This is a genomic window from Mesorhizobium sp. B2-3-15 (genome assembly GCF_006442875.1).
GTDB lineage: Bacteria > Pseudomonadota > Alphaproteobacteria > Rhizobiales > Rhizobiaceae > Mesorhizobium > Mesorhizobium australicum.
On the sequence record NZ_VFVO01000005.1, the window covers coordinates 186289 to 207276 of the forward strand.

Annotated in this window: 19 protein-coding genes and 1 riboswitch; of the genes, 15 read left to right on the forward strand and 4 right to left on the reverse strand. The window is 65.1% G+C overall.

The window, feature by feature from the left end; genetic code table 11:
- Positions 1–35 precede the first annotated feature (35 nt).
- The 9 genes from FJ954_RS12545 (at position 36) to FJ954_RS12585 (ending at position 11945) form a co-directional block, all read left to right on the forward strand.
- Positions 36–2510, forward strand: a complete 2475-nt coding sequence (locus tag FJ954_RS12545) for an ATP-binding cassette domain-containing protein (RefSeq protein WP_140661492.1) — start codon at positions 36–38, stop codon at positions 2508–2510.
- Positions 2507–3514, forward strand: coding sequence for an ABC transporter permease (locus FJ954_RS12550; protein ID WP_140661493.1), 1008 nt, complete (start codon positions 2507–2509; stop codon positions 3512–3514). The genes FJ954_RS12545 and FJ954_RS12550 overlap by 4 nt, the downstream gene beginning before the upstream one ends.
- 95 nt (positions 3515–3609) lie before the next feature.
- Complete coding sequence (locus FJ954_RS12555) at positions 3610–4437, forward strand: phosphogluconate dehydrogenase C-terminal domain-containing protein (RefSeq protein WP_140661494.1); 828 nt, start codon at positions 3610–3612, stop codon at positions 4435–4437.
- Between the two features lie 268 nt (positions 4438–4705).
- Complete coding sequence (locus FJ954_RS12560) at positions 4706–5647, forward strand: D-ribose ABC transporter substrate-binding protein (protein WP_015318943.1); 942 nt, start codon at positions 4706–4708, stop codon at positions 5645–5647.
- Between the two features lie 138 nt (positions 5648–5785).
- Positions 5786–6448, forward strand: coding sequence for a DUF2291 family protein (locus tag FJ954_RS12565; RefSeq protein ID WP_015318944.1), 663 nt, complete (start codon positions 5786–5788; stop codon positions 6446–6448).
- Positions 6445–7986, forward strand: a complete 1542-nt coding sequence (locus FJ954_RS12570) for a sugar ABC transporter ATP-binding protein (RefSeq protein WP_140661495.1) — start codon at positions 6445–6447, stop codon at positions 7984–7986. The genes FJ954_RS12565 and FJ954_RS12570 overlap by 4 nt, the downstream gene beginning before the upstream one ends.
- Entirely contained in the window at positions 7986–9050 is a 1065-nt protein-coding gene (locus FJ954_RS12575; protein WP_140661496.1) for an ABC transporter permease, read from the forward strand. Before FJ954_RS12570 ends, FJ954_RS12575 begins: the two co-directional genes overlap by 1 nt.
- A gap of 4 nt (positions 9051–9054) precedes the next feature.
- Positions 9055–10089 (forward strand): Gfo/Idh/MocA family oxidoreductase, encoded by a 1035-nt coding sequence (locus FJ954_RS12580; RefSeq protein WP_140661497.1) that lies wholly within the window; start codon positions 9055–9057, stop codon positions 10087–10089.
- Positions 10086–11945 carry a hypothetical protein gene (locus FJ954_RS12585; protein WP_140661498.1) on the forward strand — a complete coding sequence of 620 codons (1860 nt, stop codon included), beginning with the start codon at positions 10086–10088 and terminating at the stop codon, positions 11943–11945. The genes FJ954_RS12580 and FJ954_RS12585 overlap by 4 nt, the downstream gene beginning before the upstream one ends.
- Here FJ954_RS12585 and FJ954_RS12590 read toward each other — a convergent pair.
- Positions 11921–12634: a transcriptional regulator NanR gene (locus tag FJ954_RS12590; protein WP_140661499.1), complete on the reverse strand. Its 714-nt coding sequence runs from the start codon at positions 12632–12634 to the stop codon at positions 11921–11923. The genes FJ954_RS12585 and FJ954_RS12590 overlap by 25 nt on opposite strands.
- 213 nt (positions 12635–12847) lie before the next feature.
- Between FJ954_RS12590 and oiaX the strand changes: the two genes are divergently transcribed.
- Positions 12848–14098, forward strand: coding sequence for a 3-oxo-isoapionate-4-phosphate decarboxylase OiaX (gene oiaX / locus FJ954_RS12595; protein WP_140661500.1), 1251 nt, complete (start codon positions 12848–12850; stop codon positions 14096–14098).
- 2 nt (positions 14099–14100) lie between these two features.
- Positions 14101–15429 (forward strand): four-carbon acid sugar kinase family protein, encoded by a 1329-nt coding sequence (locus FJ954_RS12600; RefSeq protein ID WP_140661501.1) that lies wholly within the window; start codon positions 14101–14103, stop codon positions 15427–15429.
- Positions 15430–15446: 17 nt separating this feature from the next.
- Here FJ954_RS12600 and FJ954_RS12605 read toward each other — a convergent pair whose 3' ends face one another.
- Positions 15447–15986, reverse strand: a complete 540-nt coding sequence (locus FJ954_RS12605) for an Lrp/AsnC family transcriptional regulator (RefSeq protein ID WP_015318952.1) — start codon at positions 15984–15986, stop codon at positions 15447–15449.
- Positions 15987–16034: 48 nt separating this feature from the next.
- On the opposite strand from FJ954_RS12605, the gene FJ954_RS12610 reads away from it, so the two are divergent.
- The 4 genes from FJ954_RS12610 (at position 16035) to dhaL (ending at position 19738) form a co-directional block, all read left to right on the forward strand.
- A complete protein-coding gene (locus FJ954_RS12610; RefSeq protein WP_140661502.1) occupies positions 16035–17210 on the forward strand; it encodes an MFS transporter in 1176 nt (391 codons plus the stop codon).
- 103 nt (positions 17211–17313) lie between these two features.
- Positions 17314–17458, forward strand: a riboswitch (FMN riboswitch).
- A gap of 77 nt (positions 17459–17535) precedes the next feature.
- On the forward strand, positions 17536–18009 hold the full coding sequence (locus tag FJ954_RS12615; protein ID WP_015318954.1) for a 6,7-dimethyl-8-ribityllumazine synthase: 474 nt from the start codon (positions 17536–17538) through the stop codon (positions 18007–18009).
- A gap of 75 nt (positions 18010–18084) precedes the next feature.
- Complete coding sequence (locus FJ954_RS12620; protein WP_140661503.1) at positions 18085–19092, forward strand: dihydroxyacetone kinase subunit DhaK; 1008 nt, start codon at positions 18085–18087, stop codon at positions 19090–19092.
- Between the two features lie 10 nt (positions 19093–19102).
- Positions 19103–19738, forward strand: coding sequence for a dihydroxyacetone kinase subunit DhaL (gene dhaL / locus FJ954_RS12625; RefSeq protein ID WP_140661504.1), 636 nt, complete (start codon positions 19103–19105; stop codon positions 19736–19738).
- On the opposite strand, the gene FJ954_RS12630 is transcribed toward dhaL, so the two are convergent.
- Entirely contained in the window at positions 19735–20175 is a 441-nt protein-coding gene (locus tag FJ954_RS12630) for an RpiB/LacA/LacB family sugar-phosphate isomerase (protein WP_140617404.1), read from the reverse strand. The two genes, dhaL and FJ954_RS12630, sit on opposite strands and share 4 nt — an antisense overlap.
- 25 nt (positions 20176–20200) lie before the next feature.
- Positions 20201–20959: a triose-phosphate isomerase gene (locus FJ954_RS12635; RefSeq protein ID WP_140661505.1), complete on the reverse strand. Its 759-nt coding sequence runs from the start codon at positions 20957–20959 to the stop codon at positions 20201–20203.
- Positions 20960–20988: the final 29 nt, after the last annotated feature.

The window sequence follows — 20988 nt, forward strand, 5'->3', positions numbered from 1 at the left end:
GCGCCCGGTCCCTGCCCGTAAGAAACGGAGGACGAATGTCCCATCTCGCCGTAACCGATCCGGAGGGTGCAGCCGCTACGGTGCCCGACACCAGGCCAAACGTCGTCTCGCTGTCGCGGATCACCAAGAGCTTCGGGCCGACGCTGGCGAATGCGCAGATCGACCTCGCCGTCTCGGCCGGCGAAATCATCGGCCTGGTCGGTGGCAACGGCGCCGGCAAATCGACACTGATGCGCATCCTGTGCGGGGCGACGCCACCGACCCTCGGCTCGATTTCGTTCACCGGCCAGGATGTGGGCTTCGCCGACTACGACACGGCGGAGGCGCAAAGGCGCGGCATCCGCATGGTGCATCAGGAACTGTCGCTGTGCGCCAACCTTTCCGTGGCCGAGAACTTCTTCCTGGAGACGCCAGGCGACGCAGGCAACCGGCCGGGCTGGCGCGCGCTCTATCGAGCCCGCGCCCGGGCGGCGCTGGACGCCGTCTTTCCCGCCAACGGCATCGATGTGAACGCCGAAGTCGGCCATCTCTCCATCGCCGAGCGGCAGATGGTCGAGATCGCGCGCGCCGCCGCCACGCCGGGTGTCAAGCTGATCGTGCTCGACGAGCCGACCTCCTCGCTCGACCTCGACCGCTCGAGGCAGTTGCGGGCCTTCATCCGCGAACGAGCCAAATCCGGCCTTGCCTTCATCTTCATCAGCCACAAGCTGCAGGAAATCATCGACATCGCCACGCAGGTGATGGTGCTGCGCAACGGGCGCACCGCCTGGCGCGGCGATGTCGCCGGCACTTCGATTGGCCAACTTGTGCAGCTCATGGGCGGCGACGCCAATTCGATCCACCAGCACAGCGCGACTGCCGCCAGCAGCGGCGAGGCGCTGGTCAAACTGTCCGGCTTCCTGACTGCCGGGCTCGGCCGCGACATCGAGATCGGCCGCGGCGAGATCATCGGACTGGCAGGGCTCGAGGGCAGCGGACAGAAGGAGTTGCTGCACGCCATTTTCGAGCCGGATTCCGCCAGAGGGGCCGCGGTGACCCGGAGCGGCGATGCCGGTTTCATTGCCGGCGACCGCCAGAAGGAAGGCGTGTTCCCGCTGTGGAGCGTGCTTGGAAACATCAGCATTGGCAGCCTTGCCCGCCGTCCGGCACTGGGGCTGGTTTCGCAGCGTGCCAACCGCAAGGCGGCGGCCGAAGCGGCCGGCCGGCTGGGGCTCGACGACAAGCGCTTCGGCTCCAACATCCTTGAACTCAGCGGCGGCAACCAGCAGAAGGCGCTGGTTGCCCGGGCGCTCGTCGCCGACACGCCGATCGTCCTGCTCGACGACCCGACGCGCGGCGTCGATATTGCCACCAAGCAGGACTTCTACAGGCTCTGCAACGAGATCGCGCGCAGCGGGCGCACGCTGGTCTGGCATACGACCGAAGATGCCGAGCTTTTGGCCTGCGACCGCGTGCTGGTGTTTTCCGGCGGGCGCATCGTCAAGGAATTGAGCGGAGCGGCGATCACGGAATCGGCCGTCGTCGGCGCATCCTTCGCCCAGCAGGCGGGCACGCGCGCCGGCCCGCGACACAGCACCGCCGGCGCCGGGCTTGCCCGCCGGCTGGTGAACGCGGCTCCCTTCATCGGCCTCGCCGCCGTGCTGGCAGTGATGATCTCGGCCAATCCGGCGGTCGCTTCGATCTTCGGGCTCGACCTGCTCCTGATGCCGGCGCTGTCGCTGGTGCTGGTGACGGCGGCGCAGATGTTCATCGTCGGCGGCAGCGAGATCGATCTCGGCGTCGGCGCCTTTGCCGGCCTGGTCAGCGTGCTCTCCGCCACGCTGCTCTACGATCAGCCATGGCTCGGCGCGCTGGCGCTGGTGGCGGCGGTCGCCGCCTATGCCGGGCTTGGCGGCCTGATCCAGGCACGCAAGATCCCAGCCATCGTCGTCACGCTTGGCGCCTCTTTCATCTGGATGGGACTGGGCTACGCGCTGCAGCCTACGCCGGGCGGCGCCAGCCCCGAATGGCTGTCGGCAATGTTCAGCTGGTCACTGGGTTTCCTGCCCACCTCCATCATCTTAATCGCCGCGGTCGCGCTGGTGGTGCTGGTGATCGACCGGCTGCCGCTCGGCGTGGTGCTGCGCGGCTTCGGCAACAATCCGACCGCCATGATCCGCTCCGGCTGGTCGCCGACGCGCTATGCGCTGGTGCGCTACCTCGTCGCCGGACTGTTCGCGGCTGCCGCCGGCCTGTCACTGACCGCGATCAACACGGCAAGCGATATCAATTCCGGCAATTCGTTCACGCTGCTCAGCGTCGCCGCCGTGGTGATGGGCGGCTGCTCGCTGCTGGGCGGCGTCATCTCGCCGGTCGGCGCCGTCGCCGGGGCGGTCACGCTGGCCTTGATCGGCGCCTTGCTCGGCACGCTGAACGTGAGCAGCGACTTCAACGCGGCAACGCAAGGGCTGATCCTCATCGCCCTGCTGACGCTGCGCAGCCTGACCGCCGACCGCAGGAGCGAACAATGAACGGCCTCGCCGCCTTCAGCCTCTGGGCGCAGAAGAACCGCTGGGTCTGGCCGGCGATCGGCGTGCTCGTTCTTTGGCTGGTGCTGTCCATCGTCACCAACCGGTTCAGCCTCTCCAGCCTGTCGGGCATCATTCTATCGGCGTCGTTCCTAACCGTTGTCGGCATCGGCCAGATGTTCGTCGTCACCACCGGGCGCGGCAATATCGACCTTTCGGTGGCGTCGGTGATCACGCTCAGCGCCTTCGTGGCGCTGCTCACCATCAAGGGCCAGGATGCCAACCTCGCCATCGGCGTGGGTGCGGCGATCCTGCTCGGCCTTGCGGTCGGCGGCTTGAACTCGCTGCTCGTCGTCGGGCTGAACATACCAGCCATCATCGCCACGCTGGCGACGGGTTATGTGCTGGCGACGGCAACGCTGCTGTCGAACCGCGCCATATCGGGTTTCGCCGTCAGCCCGCTCTTGAAGACGCTGGCGACGGGCCGCGTCTCCGGCGTGCCGATCATGGCCGTCATCGCCATTGTCGGCGTGGCCGCGACCGCGTTCGTGCTGCGCTACACGGTGTTCGGACAGTTGCTGTCGGCGGTCGGCCAGAATCGCACCGCCGCGCGACTGGCGGCGATCCGCAACAACCGGATCATCGCGTCGGCGTTCATCATCTCGGCGGTGCTGGCTTCGCTCAACGGGCTGCTGCTCGGCGCTTATATAGGCGGCGCCTTCCTCGAAATGGGCCAGCCCTATCTTCTGCAGTCGATCGCCGCGGTGGTTCTTGGCGGAACGCTGATCTTCGGCGGCTCGGCCAGCGCCGTCGGCACGCTGTTCGCCAGCATCCTTTTGATCCTCATCGTCACCACCATGCAGATCGTCGGCCTGCCGCCAGGTGCGCAGGACATCGTGCAAGGCATCGTCGTCATCTTCGTTCTGGCGCTGGCCGGCCGGCAGGTGCTGTCGAGGCGAGCCGCCGTGGACCGCGCAGGCGACGACGGCACGCTGAAATCCGAGTGATGATTTCTCTTGCCAAGCTGTGGTAGAGTGATCATACCAGTGGATAAGATGACGATCGGCAATGCCGGCGTCCACGACCAGGGAGCAAGGGCTAGATGACGACGATTGCGCTGTTCGGTGCCGGTGGCAAAATGGGCTACCGCCTTTCGACCAATTTCCGCGGTTCGCCCTATACGATCCGCCATGTCGAGGTCAGCGAGGCCGGCCGCGAGCGGCTGAAGACCGGACTGGGCTTCGACACGGTCAGCGCCGACGAGGCGCTGGAAGGCGCCGACGTGGTGATCCTGGCCGTGCCGGACACCCATATCGGCAAGGTTGCGGCCAGCATCGAGAGCAAGCTTGCGCCGGGCACGATGGTCATCGTGCTCGATGCCGCTGCACCGTTTGCCGGCCATCTGCCTAATCGTCCCGACCTGACCTACTTCGTCACCCATCCCTGTCATCCGCCGATCTTCAACGACGAGACCGACATGGCGGCCAAGAAGGATTATTTCGGCGGCGTCAAGGCCAAGCAGCACATGGTCAGCGCGCTGATGCAGGGGCCGGAGGCCGACTACGCCAAGGGGGAGGCTATCGCCAAGATCATCTGGGCGCCGGTAATGCGCTCGCACCGCGTTTCCGTCGAACAGATGGCGCTGCTCGAGCCGGGCCTTTCGGAAACCGTGTGCGCCTCGCTGCTGGTCGTCATGAAGGAAGCGGTCGACGAGGTGGTGGCGCGCGGCGTCGACCAGCAGGCGGCACTCGACTTCCTGCTTGGCCACATGAACGTGCTCGGCGCCGTCATCTTCGGCGAAACCAAGGGGGTGTTCTCGGATGCCTGCAACAAGGCGATCGAGTTTGGCAAGCCGGTGCTGATGCGCGACGACTGGAAGCGCGTCTTCGAGCCCGAAGAGATCGCGGCCAGCATCCAGCGGATCACTTGAGCGTCTTAGGTACAGATCTGCCTTAGTACAGATCACCTGAATTTGTGGTTGACTCATCATACCAGTTAGCTAAGCTAATGCTCGCTCGGATCACGCTTCGCCGGGAGTTCGATGCTGAGACGGGTGGAGGATGGGGGAATAGGAACTTGCCTTGGCGGAGCTGGTGGCTTGAGCCCGGGCGTTCCGCAACCTTCACACGCTGACGAATTCAAACACAGACAAGTGGCTCGAACGATCGAGACACAGGCTTTTCAAACGGGAGGACTTCATGAAACTGACACGCAGAATGACGCTTGCCGCCTTCGCCGGCGTGCTGGCGCTCGGCACGGCGATGCCCGCCTACGCGGCGGACCTCATCGCCATCATCACCCCATCGCACGACAATCCGTTCTTCAAGGCGGAAGCCGTCGGCGCCGAGGCCAAGGCCAAGGAACTCGGCTACGAGGCGCTGGTGCTGGTGCATGACGACGACGCCAACAAGCAGTCCGAGCTGATCGATACCGCGATCGGCCGCGGCGCCAAGGCGATCATCCTCGACAATGCCGGCGCCGACGCGACCGTCGCCGCCGTGCAGAAGGCCAAGGACGCCGGCATTCCCTCCTTCCTGATCGATCGCGAGATCAACGCCACAGGCGTTGCCGTGGCGCAGATCGTCTCCAACAACTACCAGGGCGCCCAGCTCGGCGCGCAGGAGTTCGTCAAGCTGATGGGCGAAAAGGGTAATTTCGTCGAGCTGGTCGGCAAGGAATCCGACACCAATGCCGGCATCCGCTCCAAGGGCTACCATGACGTCATCGACGATTATCCGGACCTGAAAATGGTCGCGCAGCAATCGGCCAACTGGAGCCAGACCGAGGCCTATTCCAAGATGGAATCGATCCTGCAGGCCAACCCCGACATCAAGGGCGTCATCTCCGGCAACGACACGATGGCGATGGGCGCCTATGCGGCGCTCGCGGCGGCGAACCGCAAGGATGTCATCGTCGTCGGCTTCGACGGTTCGAACGACGTGCGCGATTCCATCACCTCGGGCGGCATCAAGGCGACGGTGCTGCAGCCGGCCTACGCCCAGGCGCAGATGGCGGTCGAACAGGCCAACGACTTCATCAAGAACAAGAAGTCGCCCGAGAAGGAAAAGCAGCTGATGGACTGCGTGCTCATCAATGGCGACAATGCCGCCAAGCTGGAAACCTTCGCGCTGAAGAACTGAGCCGGCACGATATAATTGCGAGGGGCGGACACGCGTTCGCCCCTCAGTGCTTTATTTTGATGCAATTCCGGACGGGAAACCGTTTCACAGTTTTCCTGGAATTGCTCTAATTTCACGTTCCGGGTGCTTTTGACCGCCATGCCGAAGACATTGACCTGGCTAACCCCTTTTAGTTGGCTGACGCTTGTCGCGCTCGCGGGCCTTGGCCTCGGCGGTTGCAAAATCCTGCCGACGCCGGTGGCGCAGAGTGAAAACAGCGCGTCTGCCTTTAACCCGGACAAGATGGTCGAGGACATCTGGGCCCCGAAGGTCATCCCCTACCTCAGGCAGAAGGCTGGGCCGTTCGCCGAGGTCCATGCCTTGGCGAAAACCGATCCGGCGGCGGCTGGCGCCAAATACGGCAATCCAAGGAAGCAGGCGAATTCGCCATGGACCTTCGCGGTCCGCGTCGAGGGCAAGATCGTCGCCGCCAACACGCAGTCGCGCGCGGCAACGATGGATGTCGACGTGGACGGCGACGACAAGGCCGATGCGCGCGTCCAGATCGGGCCGGCGATACGCGGCACTGCACTTAGAGACAGCCTCGATTTCGTCCAGTTCAACGACTTCACCAATCAGATCGACTTCGCCCAGTTCGGCAAGGCCTTCAACGCCTATGCCGGTAAGACCGTGCTGTCCAAACTGCCTCGCGAGGCGCTTGAGGGCCGCACCGCCAAGGTGATCGGCGCCTATACGATCGAAGGCGGCCAGGACCTGCCGCTGGTGACCCCGGCGGAGGCCGAGATCGGGCCGAAGCCATGAGCCCCGCTCACGAGGTTATCCTCAAGCTGGAGGACGTCTCGAAGGTTTATGCCGGCACGGTCGCGGTCAAGCAGGCGAACTTCGAGGTGCACAAGGGGGCCGTCAACGTGCTGGTCGGCGAAAACGGCGCCGGCAAGTCGACGCTGATGAAGATCATCGCCGGCGTCGAGCAGCCGACCCTCGGCCGTATCCTGCTCGAAGGCGAAGAGGTTTCCTTCTCCTCGTCGGGAGACGCGGTCGCGCGCGGCATCGGCATGGTGTTCCAGGAGCTGAACCTGTTCGGCAATATGACCGTGGCCGAGAACATCTTCGCCACACGCGAGATCACCAACCGGCTGGGCAAGATCGATCGCAAGACACAGGAAAAGCGGGCGGGCGAATTCCTCGACCGGCTCGAGGCCGGCATCCGGCCAGACATGCTGGTCGAGGACTTGCGCATCGGCCAGCAGCAGCTGGTCGAGATCGCCAAAGCGGTATCGCTCGACGCCAAGATCCTGATCATGGACGAGCCGACCTCGGCGCTGAGTGCTACGGAAGTCGAAATCCTGTTCAAGGTGATCGCCGACCTCAAGGCGCGCGGCGTCGCTATCGTCTACATCTCGCACCGGCTGGAAGAACTGATCCGCATCGGCGACACCGTCACCGTGCTGCGCGATGGCCGCATCACCGGCCAGGAGGAAATGAAGAACGTCGACACGCAGTGGATCGTGCGGCAGATGATCGGCTCGGATGCCAAGGATTTCGCCAAGGCCGACGGCCACCAGCCAGGCGAGGAAATCTTCCGCGCCGAGGAGATCTGCCTGCCGCGCGTTACCGGCGGACTGGCGGTCGACCATGTCTCGCTGTCGCTGCGCGCCGGCGAAATCCTCGGCATATACGGGCTGATGGGCGCCGGGCGCAGCGAATTGTTCGACTGCATCATGGGCCGCCACGGCCATGCCAGCGGCAAGATCTTCATCGCCGGAAGGCAAGTGAAGGAGCGCGACACGACGCGCCGTATCCAGCGCGGGCTTGCACTGATCCCCGAGGATCGCCAGCGCGAAGGGCTGGTGTCGATCCTCTCGGTGGCCAGCAACCTGACGCTGGCGAGCCTGTCGCGTTTCGTGCGCCTGTTCCACATCCGCGGCGGCGCCGAGCGGCAGGCGGTGATGCAGATGGTGCGGGAACTCGCAATCAAGGTAGCCGACCCGGCGCAGGAAGTCTCGTCGCTGTCGGGCGGCAACCAGCAGAAGGTGGTGATCGGCAAGGCGCTGCTCACCGGACCGAAAGTGCTTCTGATGGACGAGCCCAGCCGTGGCATCGATGTCGGCGCCAAGGCCGATGTCTTCCGCACCATGCGCAAGCTTTCGCGCGACGGGCTGGGCATCCTGTTCGCCACCTCCGATCTCGACGAGGTGATGGCGCTGTCCGACCGCATCGCGGTGATGAGCAATGGCAGATTGACCGGCATGTTCGAGCGCGCCGAAGCGACGGAGGCGGTGATCGTCGCCGCATCGGCGCTGGGCCACGGACCGGCCGCACATGGGGAGCAACGCTGATGACTGACATTCCGGCCAAGGCGACCGCTCCTTCCGCCTCCGGCGGCTCCGCGTTGCTGACACTGATGAAGCTCAGGACCTTTATCGCGCTGATCGCGGTCCTGGTGTTCTTCTCGATCGCCGCGCCGAACTTCCTGTCTGCGGCGAACCTGATCCTGATGGCCAAGCACGTGGCGCTCAATGCCTTCCTGGCCATGGGCATGACCTTCGTCATCATCACCGGCGGCATTGATCTTTCGGTCGGCTCGATCGTCGGCCTGTGCGGCATGGTGGCCGGCTATCTCGTGCTCAACGGCATCGACCTGCAGATCGGCTACACCATCTATTTCAACGTCGTCGAGATCGCCCTGATCACGCTTCTGGTCGGCATAGCGATCGGCGCCGTCAACGGGCTGCTGATCACCAGGCTCAACGTCGCACCCTTCATCGCCACGCTCGGCGTGCTCTATGTCGCGCGCGGTTTCGCGCTGCTGTCCTCCGACGGCCGCACCTTCCCCAACCTGGTCGGCAAGCCGGAACTCGGCACCACCGGCTTCGGCTTCCTCGGCGCCGGCCGGCTGCTCGGCCTGCCGGTGTCGATCTGGATTCTGATCGTGGTGGCGCTGGGGGCTGCCTATCTCGCGCGCTACACCCCGCTCGGCCGGCACATCTTCGCCGTCGGCGGCAATGAGCGGGCGGCGCGGATCTCGGGCGTGCGCGTCAACATGGTCAAGATGTTCGTCTACATGTTCTCCGGCTTCTGCGCGGCGATCGTCGGCCTGATCATCTCCTCGGAGCTGATGGCCTCGCATCCGGCGACGGGCGAGAGCTTCGAATTGAACGCCATCGCCGCGGCGGTGCTCGGCGGCACCTCGATGTCGGGCGGGCGCGGCACGATCGGTGGCACCATCGTCGGCGCCTTCGTCATCGGCATCCTGTCGGACGGGCTGGTGATGATGGGCGTGAGTTCTTTCTGGCAGATGGTGATCAAGGGGCTGGTCATCATCGTCGCCGTGGTCGTCGACCAGGCGCAGCGCCGGCTGCAGCAGCGCGTCACCCTCATGCAGATGGCAAAGGCGGGTTGAGAGAATGGCGGGCTTAAGTGGAGCGCTGATCGGCTGCGGCTTCTTCGCCGTCAACCAGATGCATGCCTGGCGTGACATCGAAGGCGCCGCGATCATCGCCGTCTGCGACCGCGATCCCGAGCGGCTCAAGATAGTCGGCGACCAGTTCGGCGTGACGCGGCGCTACACCGACGCGGCGGAACTTTTCACCGCCGAGACGCTCGACTTCGTCGACATTGCCACCACGGTCGGCAGCCATCGGCCGCTGGTCGAGATGGCGGCCGCGCACGGCGTTCCCGTGATCTGCCAGAAACCATTCGCGCCAACGCTTGGCGATGCCAAGGCGATGGTGAAGGCTTGCGCGGATGCCGGCGTGCCGCTGATGGTGCATGAGAATTTTCGCTGGCAATCGCCGATCCAGGCGGTGCGCGCGGTGCTCGACAGCGGCGAGATCGGCACGCCCTTCTTCGGACGCATCTCCTTCCGCTCCGGCTATGACGTGTTTTCCGGCCAGCCCTATCTCGCGACGGGCAAGCGCTTCATCATCGAGGACCTCGGCATCCACATCCTCGATATCGCCCGCTTCCTGCTCGGCGATGTGTCGAGCCTGACCGCGCGGACCAAACGCATCAACCCGGCCATCGCCGGCGAGGATGTCGCCACGATCCTCATGGACCACGCTGGCGGCGCCACCTCGGTGGTCGATTGCAGTTATGCGACCAAGCTTGCCGTGGAGCCTTTCCCGGAGACGCTCATCGAACTCGACGGCAGCGACGGCACGATCCGGCTGGCGCAAGGCTATCGGCTGACCGTCACCGGCAAGAGCGGAACCAAGGTGAGCGACGTCTCGCCGCCGCTGCTGCCCTGGGCCTCGCGACCGTGGCACAACATCCAGGAAAGCGTTGCCGCCATCCAGCGGCACTGGGTCGACTGCCTTGCATCAGGCCAGGAACCGGCGACGTCAGGCGCGGACAATCTGAGGACATTCGCCCTGGTCGAGGCTGCCTATGCGGGTGCCGCCAGCCGAGAACCGGTGCAGATCGACGCGCTGCTCAGATGACGGCGGACGCTTTCCAGCTCTACGGCACGCGCGCGGCCGAGCCCAAGCCGGTCACGCTGCGTGCGGGCGCATTGAGCGCGGAACTGGTCAACGGCAATTTGCGCACCATCCGCCACGGCGGCACCGAAGTGCTGCGCGCCATCGCCTATATCGTGCGCGACCGCGACTGGGGCACCTATGAGCCCGACCTGACGGACCTGACCATCGACCAGAAGGACGACCGTTTCTCCGTCGGCTACGCGGCAAGCTGCCTCAGTCCGGACGGCAGCCGGCTCGGCTTCCACGCGACGATCGAAGGGTCCGCCGACGGCAGGCTGGTCTTCGATGTGACCGTGCTCCCCGAGAGCGATTTCGAAACCAACCGCTGCGGCTTCTGCATCCTGCACCCGATCGCCGGCCTCGCCGGCAGCCCGGTGACGGTCGAGCACACCGACGGCAGCGTGGTCGAGACGGAATTCCCCGATCTGATCGACCCGTGGCAGCCGTTCAAGGATTTGCGCGCCATCACGCATCAGGTCCGGCCCGGCGTTGTCGCGCAATGCCGGATGGAAGGCGACGCATTCGAGATGGAGGACCAGCGCAACTGGTCCGACGCCTCGTACAAAACCTATGTGCGGCCGCTGGCGCTGCCATGGCCCTATGTGCTGCCGGCCGGGCAGGCGCTGCGCCAGACGATCAGCCTGCGCATCACCGGCGATGCCAATGTGCCTGCCTCGGCGGCGCCGGCCGAACCGGTCCGCGTCGAGCTCGGGCAAGCCGGCGCGAAGCTGCCCGATATCGGCATCGTGGTCTATCCCGAGGAGATCGAGGCGGCACTTGCCGACCTGCCGTTGCTGCGAGGGCTCGGTCCCCGGCAACTGCTTTTCCACTTCGACCCGACGCGTGGTCACGGCCTCGAGGCGCTGCGCGCCCATGCCCGGCTGGCGGCCGCCTATCCTGTTTCGACGACGCTGGAGTGCGTGGTCGCTTGTGCCGGCGATCTGGACGCCGAACTTTCCGAGATCGCCGACACGGTGCGCCGGGCAGGCCTGCGGCTCGACGCCATCGCGGTGTCGCCTGCGGTCGACCGGCAATCGACGCCGCCGGGCAGTGCCTGGCCGGCATGCCCACCGCTCGAGGACGTCTACGCGGCCGCCCGCCGGGGCTTTCCCGGCCTCCGCCTCGGCGGCGGCATGTTCAGCTATTTCACCGAACTCAACCGCAAGCGCGTTCCAGCCGGCCAGCTCGATTTCATCACCCACTGCACCAATCCGATCGTGCACGCCGCCGACGATCTCAGCGTGATGCAATCGCTGGAGGCGCTGCCCTTCATCACCCGGTCCACGCGGGCGATCTTCGGGACAAAGCCGTACCGGATCGGACCATCGACGATCGCCATGCGCCAGAACCCGTATGGTGGTGCGACCAAGGACAATCCTCGGGGACAGCGCATCGCCATGGCGAACCGCGACCCCCGCCACGCCGCGCAGTTCGCCGCCGCATGGACGATCGGCTATGCCGCGCGCGTCGCACCGGCGGGACTGGAGATGCTGACACTGTCCAGTTTCGCTGGACCGTTCGGCGTGGTCGCGGGATCGGGCGAATCCGCCGCAGAGGGATCGCCGCGGCCGATTTTCCAGGCCATTGAAGGGCTTTGTGAGTTGGCCGGGCTGACGCATGTTTCCGCCACGACGAGCGACGAGACGCGGGTGCTGGCGCTGGCCGGCCGCTCCGCGTCGGGCGAGACCATCGTCTGGCTGGCGAACCTGACACCGAACGACATGCGGGTCGACGCTTCCGCGCTTGGTCAGGGCGATCTCGTGATGTCTCCCTATGCGATTACCAGGATCGGTTACTTCTCGGGATTCATCACATAGAGCGCACGCGAGCGCTCGAGGTGCTTGATCATTGCCTTCTCGGCGCCGTCGGCATCCCCGTGCTCGATGCGGTCGATGATCTCTTCGTGCTCGGTCAGCGTGTATTTTTCCTTGCCGGTCCAGATCAGCATTTCGGTGTGGTATTCCTTCAGCCAGCCCAGTGTGGCTTCGCTGACGGCGACATAGATCGGATTGCCTGAAATGGACGCGATCTGGGTATGGAATTTCATGTCGGCGGAGATGAAGGCTTCGGAATCGCCGCGCGCGGCGCGCTGCTCGGCCACGGTCGCCTTCAGCAATTGCACATCCTCTGATTTGGCCCTTTCCGCGGCTTCCCTGACCATGCCGCGCTCGAAGAAGATGCGCGCGGTCTTCAGGTGCTCCAGCGTGTCCCGGGACGAGGACAGGATGATCTTGGCCGCACCGTCGACCTGCTTGATGATCGACTTGGCGGTGAGTTGCAGCACCTTGGCGCGCTCGCCATGCGAGATGGCGACCAACCCCATATTGCTCAGCGCCTGCATGGCCTCGCGGATCGCCGGCCGGCCGACCTCGAAGCGCTCCATCAACTCGCGCTCGGACGGCATGTCGTCGCCCGGCTGCAGTTCGCCGCTGGTGATCAGCCGCTTCAATCTTGCAAAGACTTCGTCGGAAAGTTTGCGCCGGACGATCGGCTCCGAACGGTTCATCGTGACGAATCACTCCCTGGCCCGGTTCCTGTTTAGCATTCCCGGCAGGATTACCGGAATGCCCGCGCCTGGAGCGGGTTCGCTCCAGCTTTGCGGCAGCCCACCCACTCTTGCCGAGGCGTGGATATTTCTTGCAATACTTATGTACTCATTATACCAGATTTCCTGCGCGACGAAACTTTTTTCGAACCTTTTTCGAGCGGCGGACTGATCATGATCACGCTTACTTATCGCATCGAAACCTCTGGCAGCATCGAGGCGCTGGCCGCCAAGATCGCCAGCGACCAGTCGACCGGCACCTTCGTCGCGCTGCCGGGCGAGACCGAGGAGCTGAAGGCGCGCGTGGCGGCGCGCGTGCTGGCGATCCGGCACCTGCCGGATGCCACGCAACCCTCTCTCCCCGGATCCGGCAGCGGGCCCTTCCGGCGCGCCGATGTCGACATCGCCTTCCCCTTCGACGCCATCGGCACCGACCTGTCGGCACTGATGACCATTGCCATTGGTGGCACCTATTCGATCAGGGGCCTGTCCGGCATCCGCGTCATCGACATGAAGCTGCCGGAACAATACCGGGGTGCCCATCCGGGTCCACAGTTCGGCGTTGCGGGCAGCCGCGGGCTGACCGGTGTCGAGGGCCGCCCGATCATCGGTACCATCGTCAAGCCGGCGCTTGGTCTCAGGCCGCACGAGACGGCCGCGATGGTGGGCGAACTGATCGAGGCCGGCGTCGATTTCATCAAGGACGACGAGAAGCTGATGAGCCCTGCCTATTCGCCGCTGGCGGAGCGGGTGAAGGCGATCATGCCAGGGATTCTCGACCATGAGCAGAAGACCGGCAAGAAGGTGATGTATGCCTTCGGCATCTCGCATGCCGATCCCGACGAGATGATGCGCAACCACGATCTTGTGCTCCAAGCCGGCGGCAATTGCGCGGTCGTCAACATCAACTCGATCGGCTTCGGTGGCATGGCTTTTCTGCGGAAGCGTTCCGGCTTGGTGCTGCATGCCCATCGCAATGGCTGGGACATTCTCACACGCCACCCCGGCCTCGGCATGGACTTCAAGGTCTGGCAGCAATTCTGGCGGCTGCTCGGCGTCGACCAGTTCCAGATCAACGGCATCGGCTCGAAATATTGGGAGCCGGACGATTCCTTCATCCGCTCCTTCGAGGCAGTGACGACGCCGCTGTTTTCATCAGACGATTGCGCGCTGCCCGTGGCCTGCTCGGGCCAATGGGGCGGCCAGGCACCCGAAACCTATGAGCGCACCGGCCGCACGGTCGACCTCCTCTACCTCTGCGGCGGCGGCATCGTCAGCCATCCGGACGGACCCGGTGCCGGCGTGCGGGCCGTGCTGCAAGCCTGGCAGGCGGCGGTCGAGGGCATTGCGCTGGCGGACTATGCCCGCGATCACATCGAACTGGCCCGATCGATCGAAAAGTTCGGCGACGGCAAGGCAGCATGAGCATGGCCGCGCAAAACCTGCTCCTCAGTTATTATGGCGACGACCTTACCGGTTCGACGGACGTCATGGAGGCGCTTGAGCTCGGCGGCGTTCCGACGGTGCTGTTCATGAACCAGCCCGATCCGTCCTTGCTGGCGCGATTTTCGCATTGCCGCGCGGTTGGATTGGCGGGCACCAGCCGAAGCGAAACGCCGCAATGGATGGAGGAAAACCTGACGCCGGCCTTCGAATGGCTGAAAGGCCTCGGGGCGGCGATCTGCCACTACAAGATCTGCTCTACCTTCGATTCCAGCCCGGCGGTCGGCAGCATTGGCCGCGCCACCGAAATCGGCAGGCGTATTTTCGGCGGGGCGAGCGTGCCGATGGTGGTCGGGGCGCCGCAGCTCAAGCGCTACACCGCCTTCGGCAATCTTTTCGCGGCGTTCCGTGGCGAGTATTTCCGCATCGACAGGCATCCTGTGATGAGCAGGCATCCGGTGACGCCGATGAACGAAGCAGACCTGCTCGCGCATCTCTCGCATCAGACCAGTCTCAGCGCCGGCCTTGTCGACCTGGCGGCATTGCAGGCCGACGATGTTGCGCAAACGGTCGACCAGGCGATGAAAAACAGGGCGATCGTCCTGTTCGATGTTGAAAGCCGCCAGACACAGAGACGCGTCGGCGAGCAGATCTGGCGCATCCACGATCAAGGCCATGGCTTCGTTGTCGGATCCTCGGGCGTCGAATATGCCTTGCTTGCCGAATGGGCCGGCAAAGGCATCGTCTCCGGGCACGCGTCGTTCGCGCCGCCCGGCCCGGTGGACCGCCTCGCGGTCGTCTCGGGCAGCGTTTCGCCTACCACCGAGAAACAAATCCGCTTTGCGCTCGCCCACGGTTTTGACGGCGTCGAAATGGATGCGATGCGACTGGTCTCGGAGGGCGCCGGCGACGCGATCGAGCAGGCGGTCGCCACCGGGCTGGCAAGTCTGGCCAAGGGCCGCAGCGTCATCCTCTACACCGCGCTTGGCCCGCAGGCCGACCGGGGCGCCGAGATCGACAGGATCGAAGGCGCGCGAAACACGCTCGGGCGAGCGCTGGGGACCATCCTGCGCCGGCTGATCGTGGAACAGAAACTCAAGCGCGCGGTGATCGCCGGTGGCGATACGTCCAGCCACGCGCTCGGACAATTGGCCATCGACGCGCTGACCGTGCGCATGCCTTTGCCGCAATCGCCGGGATCTCCGCTCTGCGTCGCCCATGGCGGCGGTGAGATCGATGGCCTCGAAATAGCGCTGAAAGGCGGCCAGGTCGGCACCGACGCCTATTTCGAGACGATCCGGCTGGGAAGCTAAGCGACGAGCCAGGTCGTTCAATACAACGGCTTGCCCATGTGCTTCGGCGTCGGCCACTGCGCCGTGATGCCGGGTTGCACCGGCCGTTCGAGATAGGTCGCCAGAACCACGTAGCTGCGCGTCGAGGTGACGCCTGGTGTCTCGTAGAGACGCAACAGCAGGCCTTCGAGCGCCTTGGTGTCCTCGGTGCGCACCTTGAGTAGTACGCATGTATCGCCGGCGACGGTGTGGATCTCCTCGACCTCGGGATATTCCGAGATCGCCATCAGTTCAGGGGTCTTGCCCCAGCCGCTGGTGTCTATGTGAACGAAGGTGAGCAGCGGTTTTCTCACCGCGTTGGGATCGATGATGGCGGCCGTATTGCGAATGGCGCCGCTGCGCCGAAGCCGCTTGACGCGCTCGTGCGCTGCCGGCGGCGACAAGCCGACGCGATCGCCGAGTTCGGCATAGCTGACGGTCGCGTCTTCGACGAGAACGCCTAATATTTTTCGGTCGGTCGCGTCGACATCCCGGGCCGCCGGCCTGTTCCGCGGAATGCCATCTGTTTCTTCATCCATAGCGGTATTCCCGATTGTCACGGAATTTAATACGGCCATTATGATGATATGTCGAACAACGATCAAGCTACAGCCTTGGGCGCGGACACCAGGCTGCCCATCCCGGCCCTCGCCTATCTGCTGACCGGATGCATCGCCGTGATCGGCTCGAATTCGCTGGTGCTGGGCCCGATCGCTCCGGCAGTGGCCGTGTCGTTCTCGACCAGCGTCCCCATGGTGATGATGGCGGCGGCCGCGTTCGGCCTCGGCACATCGGCGAGCGCCCTGTTCCTGGCACGCCATATCGACCGGCTCGGCGCGCGCCGGATGTTGCGGGCGGCCTTGCTGCTGCTGGCATTGGCCTTGGTCGCCAGCGCGGCCGCGCCGACGGTGAGCGCGCTGGTTGCCGCGCAGCTTATCGCTGGGATCGCGGCCGGCGTCGCCATGCCGGCAATCTATGCCAGTGCCGCGGCCATCGCCCCGCCTGGGCGGGAAAGCGGCACGATCGGCGTGGTGCTGACCGGGTGGACGCTCAGCATGGTGGCCGGCGTTTCGCTGTCGGCGGTGCTTGCCGATCTCGTGCACTGGCGCGCCGTCTTTGTCGCCGTGGCCGTGCTGGCGGCGCTGGCGCTTGGCGGCCTCAGCGCATCGTCGCTCCCGGATGTCCGGAAGGCCGGACCGGCGCCCGCCCCGCTGGCGGCGTTGAACATCCCCGGCATTGTGCCCCTCCTGGTTGCTTGCGGCGCTTTCATGACCGCCTTCTACGGTGTCTATGGCTATCTTGGCGACCATCTCCACAGCGGGCTGGGGCAGCCGGTCAGCGCCAACGGGCTGGCCGCCCTCGCCTATGGCGCGGGATTTGGCACCGCGGCGCTCTTCGACGGCATCATCGATCGCCTGGGCGCCCGGCGTGTCATGCCTTTCGCCTATCTTCTCGTGGCCATCGTCTACGTGGCGATCGCCGCGACCAGCGGCAGCTATGGCTTGACGCTCGCCATGGTGGCTGCCTGGGGGCTTGCCAACCATTTCGGGCTGAACGTGCTGGTGATGCGCCTGTCGGCGCTCGATCCGTCGCGGCGGGGCACGATCATGGGGCTGAACAGCGCGGTGACCTATCTCGCGGTGTTCGTCGGCACCACCGGCTTCGGGCCGCTCTATTCCGGCTTCGGCTTCGCCACATGCGCGGCAGTTGCGGCCTTGCTGATGCTGATTGCCGCTGGCGCGGCGGCATGGCGCACACGCTAGAACTTTCCTCCCCGTCGCATTGCTCCAGTCGGCACAACGTGATTGGCCAGCGGCCTGTCGCGTAGTTGACAGCGGCCCCACCATCCTTCCATACAAAGCGTGTTAATGTTCTCAGGGCGGGGTGAAAGTCCCCACCGGCGGTAACGGTTTCGGCCGAAGCCCGCGAGCGCTCTCCAGTATCGGAGAGGTCAGCAGATCCGGTGTGATTCCGGAGCCGACGGTTAGAGTCCGGATGAAAGAGAACGAAACGGAAGACGGACCGCCCCGGCGGGCCGGATTTCGTATCGTGCGTCCTGATTCTGGTTCGAAACGGAAGGATGGACCCATGAATCAGCATTCCCACAAAGACTATGAAACAATTCGGATCGCCGTCATCAGGGCGCGCTGGCATGCCGACATTGTCGACCAGTGCGTGCAAGCCTTTGGGGCGGAACTGGCCGAGATTGGCGGCGGACGCTTTGCCGTCGATATCTTCGACGTGCCCGGCGCCTACGAGATTCCGCTCCATGCCAAGACGCTTGCCGGGACCGGCCGCTACGCCGCTATCCTCGGCACGGCATTCGTCGTCAATGGCGGCATCTACCGGCACGACTTCGTCGCCAACGCCGTTATCGACGGCATGATGAACGTGCAGTTGTCGACCGGCGTGCCCGTGCTTTCGGCGGTGCTCACGCCGCACAATTTCCACGACAGCGCCGAGCATCATCGCTTCTTCTTCGAGCATTTCACGGTCAAGGGGAAGGAAGCGGCAAACGCCTGTGTGCAGATACTCGCCGCGCGGGAAAAGATCGCGGCCTGAAGCGGCGCTGCCGGGGTGGAAATCCCGGTAACGGGCTGTAGTATCCCGGAAAATACTGAGTTCGGGAGGATGCCGGTGCAGACCAAGAAGATCATCAATGACGGCAACCGTGCCGTCGACGAAATGCTCGAAGGGATCCTGGCCGCGCATCCTCGCCATCTCGGGAGCGTGGACGGCAGTCCGCGCTCGATCATCGCCCGCGATGGACCGAGGCCCGGCAAGGTCGGGCTGGTGATCGGCGGCGGCTCCGGCCACGAGCCGACCTTTCTCGGCTTTGTCGGCAAGGGGCTGGCGGACGCGGCGGCTGTCGGCAACGTCTTTGCCTCGCCGCCGCCCGATCCGATCCTCGAATGCACCAAGGCGATCAGCGGCGGCGCCGGCGTGCTGTTCATGTACGGCAACTATGCCGGCGACGTGATGAATTTCGACATGGCGGCCGAGATGGCCGCCATGGACGACATCGAGGTGCGCACGGTGCTGACCACCGACGACGTCGCCTCGGCGCCGCGTGACCAGCGGCGGAAGCGCCGTGGTGTCGCGGGTAATTTCTTCATCTTCAAGGCGGCCGGTGCCGCCTGCGACCTGATGCTCTCCCTCGACGAATGCGAGCGCGTCGCGCGCAAGGCCAACGACCGCACCTTCACCATGGGCGTGGCACTGTCGCCCTGCTCGCTGCCGCAGACCCGGCGGCCGAATTTCGAGATCGGCGCGGACGAGATGGAAATCGGCATGGGCATCCATGGCGAACCCGGCATCGCCCGCGGCAAGCTCGGGACCGCCGACGAAATCACCGACGAGATGCTCGACAAGATTTTCGCCGAGATGGCGCCGAAGCGCGGCGACAAGGTCGCGGTGCTGGTCAATTCGCTGGGTTCGACGCCGCTGATGGAGCTCTACATCATGAACCGCCGGGTCAAGCAGAGGCTCGACGCCATCGGCGTTTCGGTCCACGCGACCTGGGTCGGCAACTACTGCACGTCGCTGGAAATGGCCGGCGCTTCGGTGACGCTTTTCCATCTCGACGAAGAATTGCAGGCGATGCTCGACCACCCCTGCGACTGCGCCATGTTCCGGGCCGGCTGAGGAGCGCTCCATGACCATCGCCGCGTTCGACCTGAAAAGAATGTTCGATGCGATCGCCGTGGCGATGGAAGCCGACAGGGACCGGCTTTGCCAGCTCGACGGCGTCATCGGCGACGCCGACCACGGCATTGCCATGGCGCTCGGGTTCAACGCCGCGCGCGATGCTCTGGCATCGCTCGACCTTGCGGCGGCCGAGCCGACCGCGCTCCTCAACGCCGCGGCGAAATCGTTTCTTAATGCCGTCGGCGCGTCCTGCGGCCCGCTCTATGCCACCGCCTTCATGCGCGCCGCCGCCGCCGTCAAGGGCAAGGCGACGCTGGCGGATGCCGATGTCGTCGCGCTGCTGCAGGCCATGGCGCAAGGCATCAAGGATCGCGGCAAGGCCGAAACCGGCGAAAAGACAATGGTCGACGCCTGGCAACCGGCGGCGGAAGCGGCCGGCGCCAGCAATGCAGCAGGAAAAAACCTTGCCGAAAGCCTCCAGGCCGCTTTTGCCGCCGCCGAGCGCGGCGCGGAATCGACCAAGGACATGATCGCCGCCAAGGGCCGCTCGTCGCGGCTCGGCGAGCGCTCGCTCGGCCATATCGATCCCGGTGCGGCTTCGGCCGTCACCGTCATCGGCGCGATGCGCGACAGTCTCGCTTAGCTCTTCGCCGCATCGAGCCTGTCGATCGCCTGGACGTTGCCGGCCGACGGTCCCTTCTCGTCGAACTCCGAGGCCAGCCAGGTATCGACAATGGCCTTGGCCAGTTCCGGGCCGATGACGCGGGCGCCCATGGTGATGATCTGGGCGTTATTGGATTTCGCCGCGCGTTCGGCCGAATAGGTGTCGTGGGTGAGTGCGGCGCGGATGCCCGGCACCTTGTTGGCCGAGATCGAGACGCCGATGCCGGTGCCGCAGAACAGGATGCCGCGATCGTTCTCGCCGTCGACGATCGTCTGGGCAAGTTTCCGCGACAGATCGGCATAGAAGCCGGCCTGGCTGAGGTCGCTGACGGTGAGCCCCGGCTTGGTCGCCAGATGCGCTGATATGACGTCGAGCAGCGGCTTGCCGGCGCTGTCGGCTCCAATGGCTATTTTCATTTTTTGTCCTTTCCAGTTCGATGATTCAGATGGCGGCCGACGCGCGGCGCAGGATGTCGATGTAGCCTTCGGCCTGCCAGGCCGAGCGGCCGATGAACAAGCCGTCGATGTTGGGCTGGGCGATCAGTTCCGCGGCATTGCCAGGATTGACGCTGCCGCCATAGAGCACCGGCGGCACGGACGGCAGCAGACCGCCGGCGACCTTCTTGATCAGCGCCTGCTGCCTGTCGGCATAGTCGGAACTGGCCGGAATGCCCTTGTCGCCGATCGCCCAGACCGGCTCGTAGGCGAACAGGATTTTTGCTTCCCTCGCCTCGCCCTCGAGGAATTGCAGTGCACCCTCGACCTGGCCGGTCACTACCGCATCGGCCTTGCCGCTTTCGCGCTCGGCCAGCGTCTCGCCGACGCAGATCAGCGGCATCAGTCCGTGCTTGACCGCCGCCGCCGTCTTCAGCCCGACCGTGCGGTCGGTCTCGCCGAAGTGCTCGCGCCTTTCGCTGTGGCCGAGTTCGACCAGGTCTAGGCCGCAATCGTTCAGCATCACCGGCGAGATCTCGCCGGTCCAGGCGCCGGCGTCGGCCCAATGCATGTTCTGCGCGCCGACCTTGACGCGCGTCGTCGACAGCGCCTGCCCGACCTCTCGCACCGCCGTGAAAGGCGGGACGACGAAAGGCTGGATGCGATCGTCGAAACCCGCCACGAAGCCGGCCAGTGCGCCTGCAAAATCAAGCGCCTCGGCGAGCGTCTTGTTCATCTTCCAGCTTGTACCGACCCAGTAAACCACGCGTACACTCCTTGGTCCTCAGTCCCCGT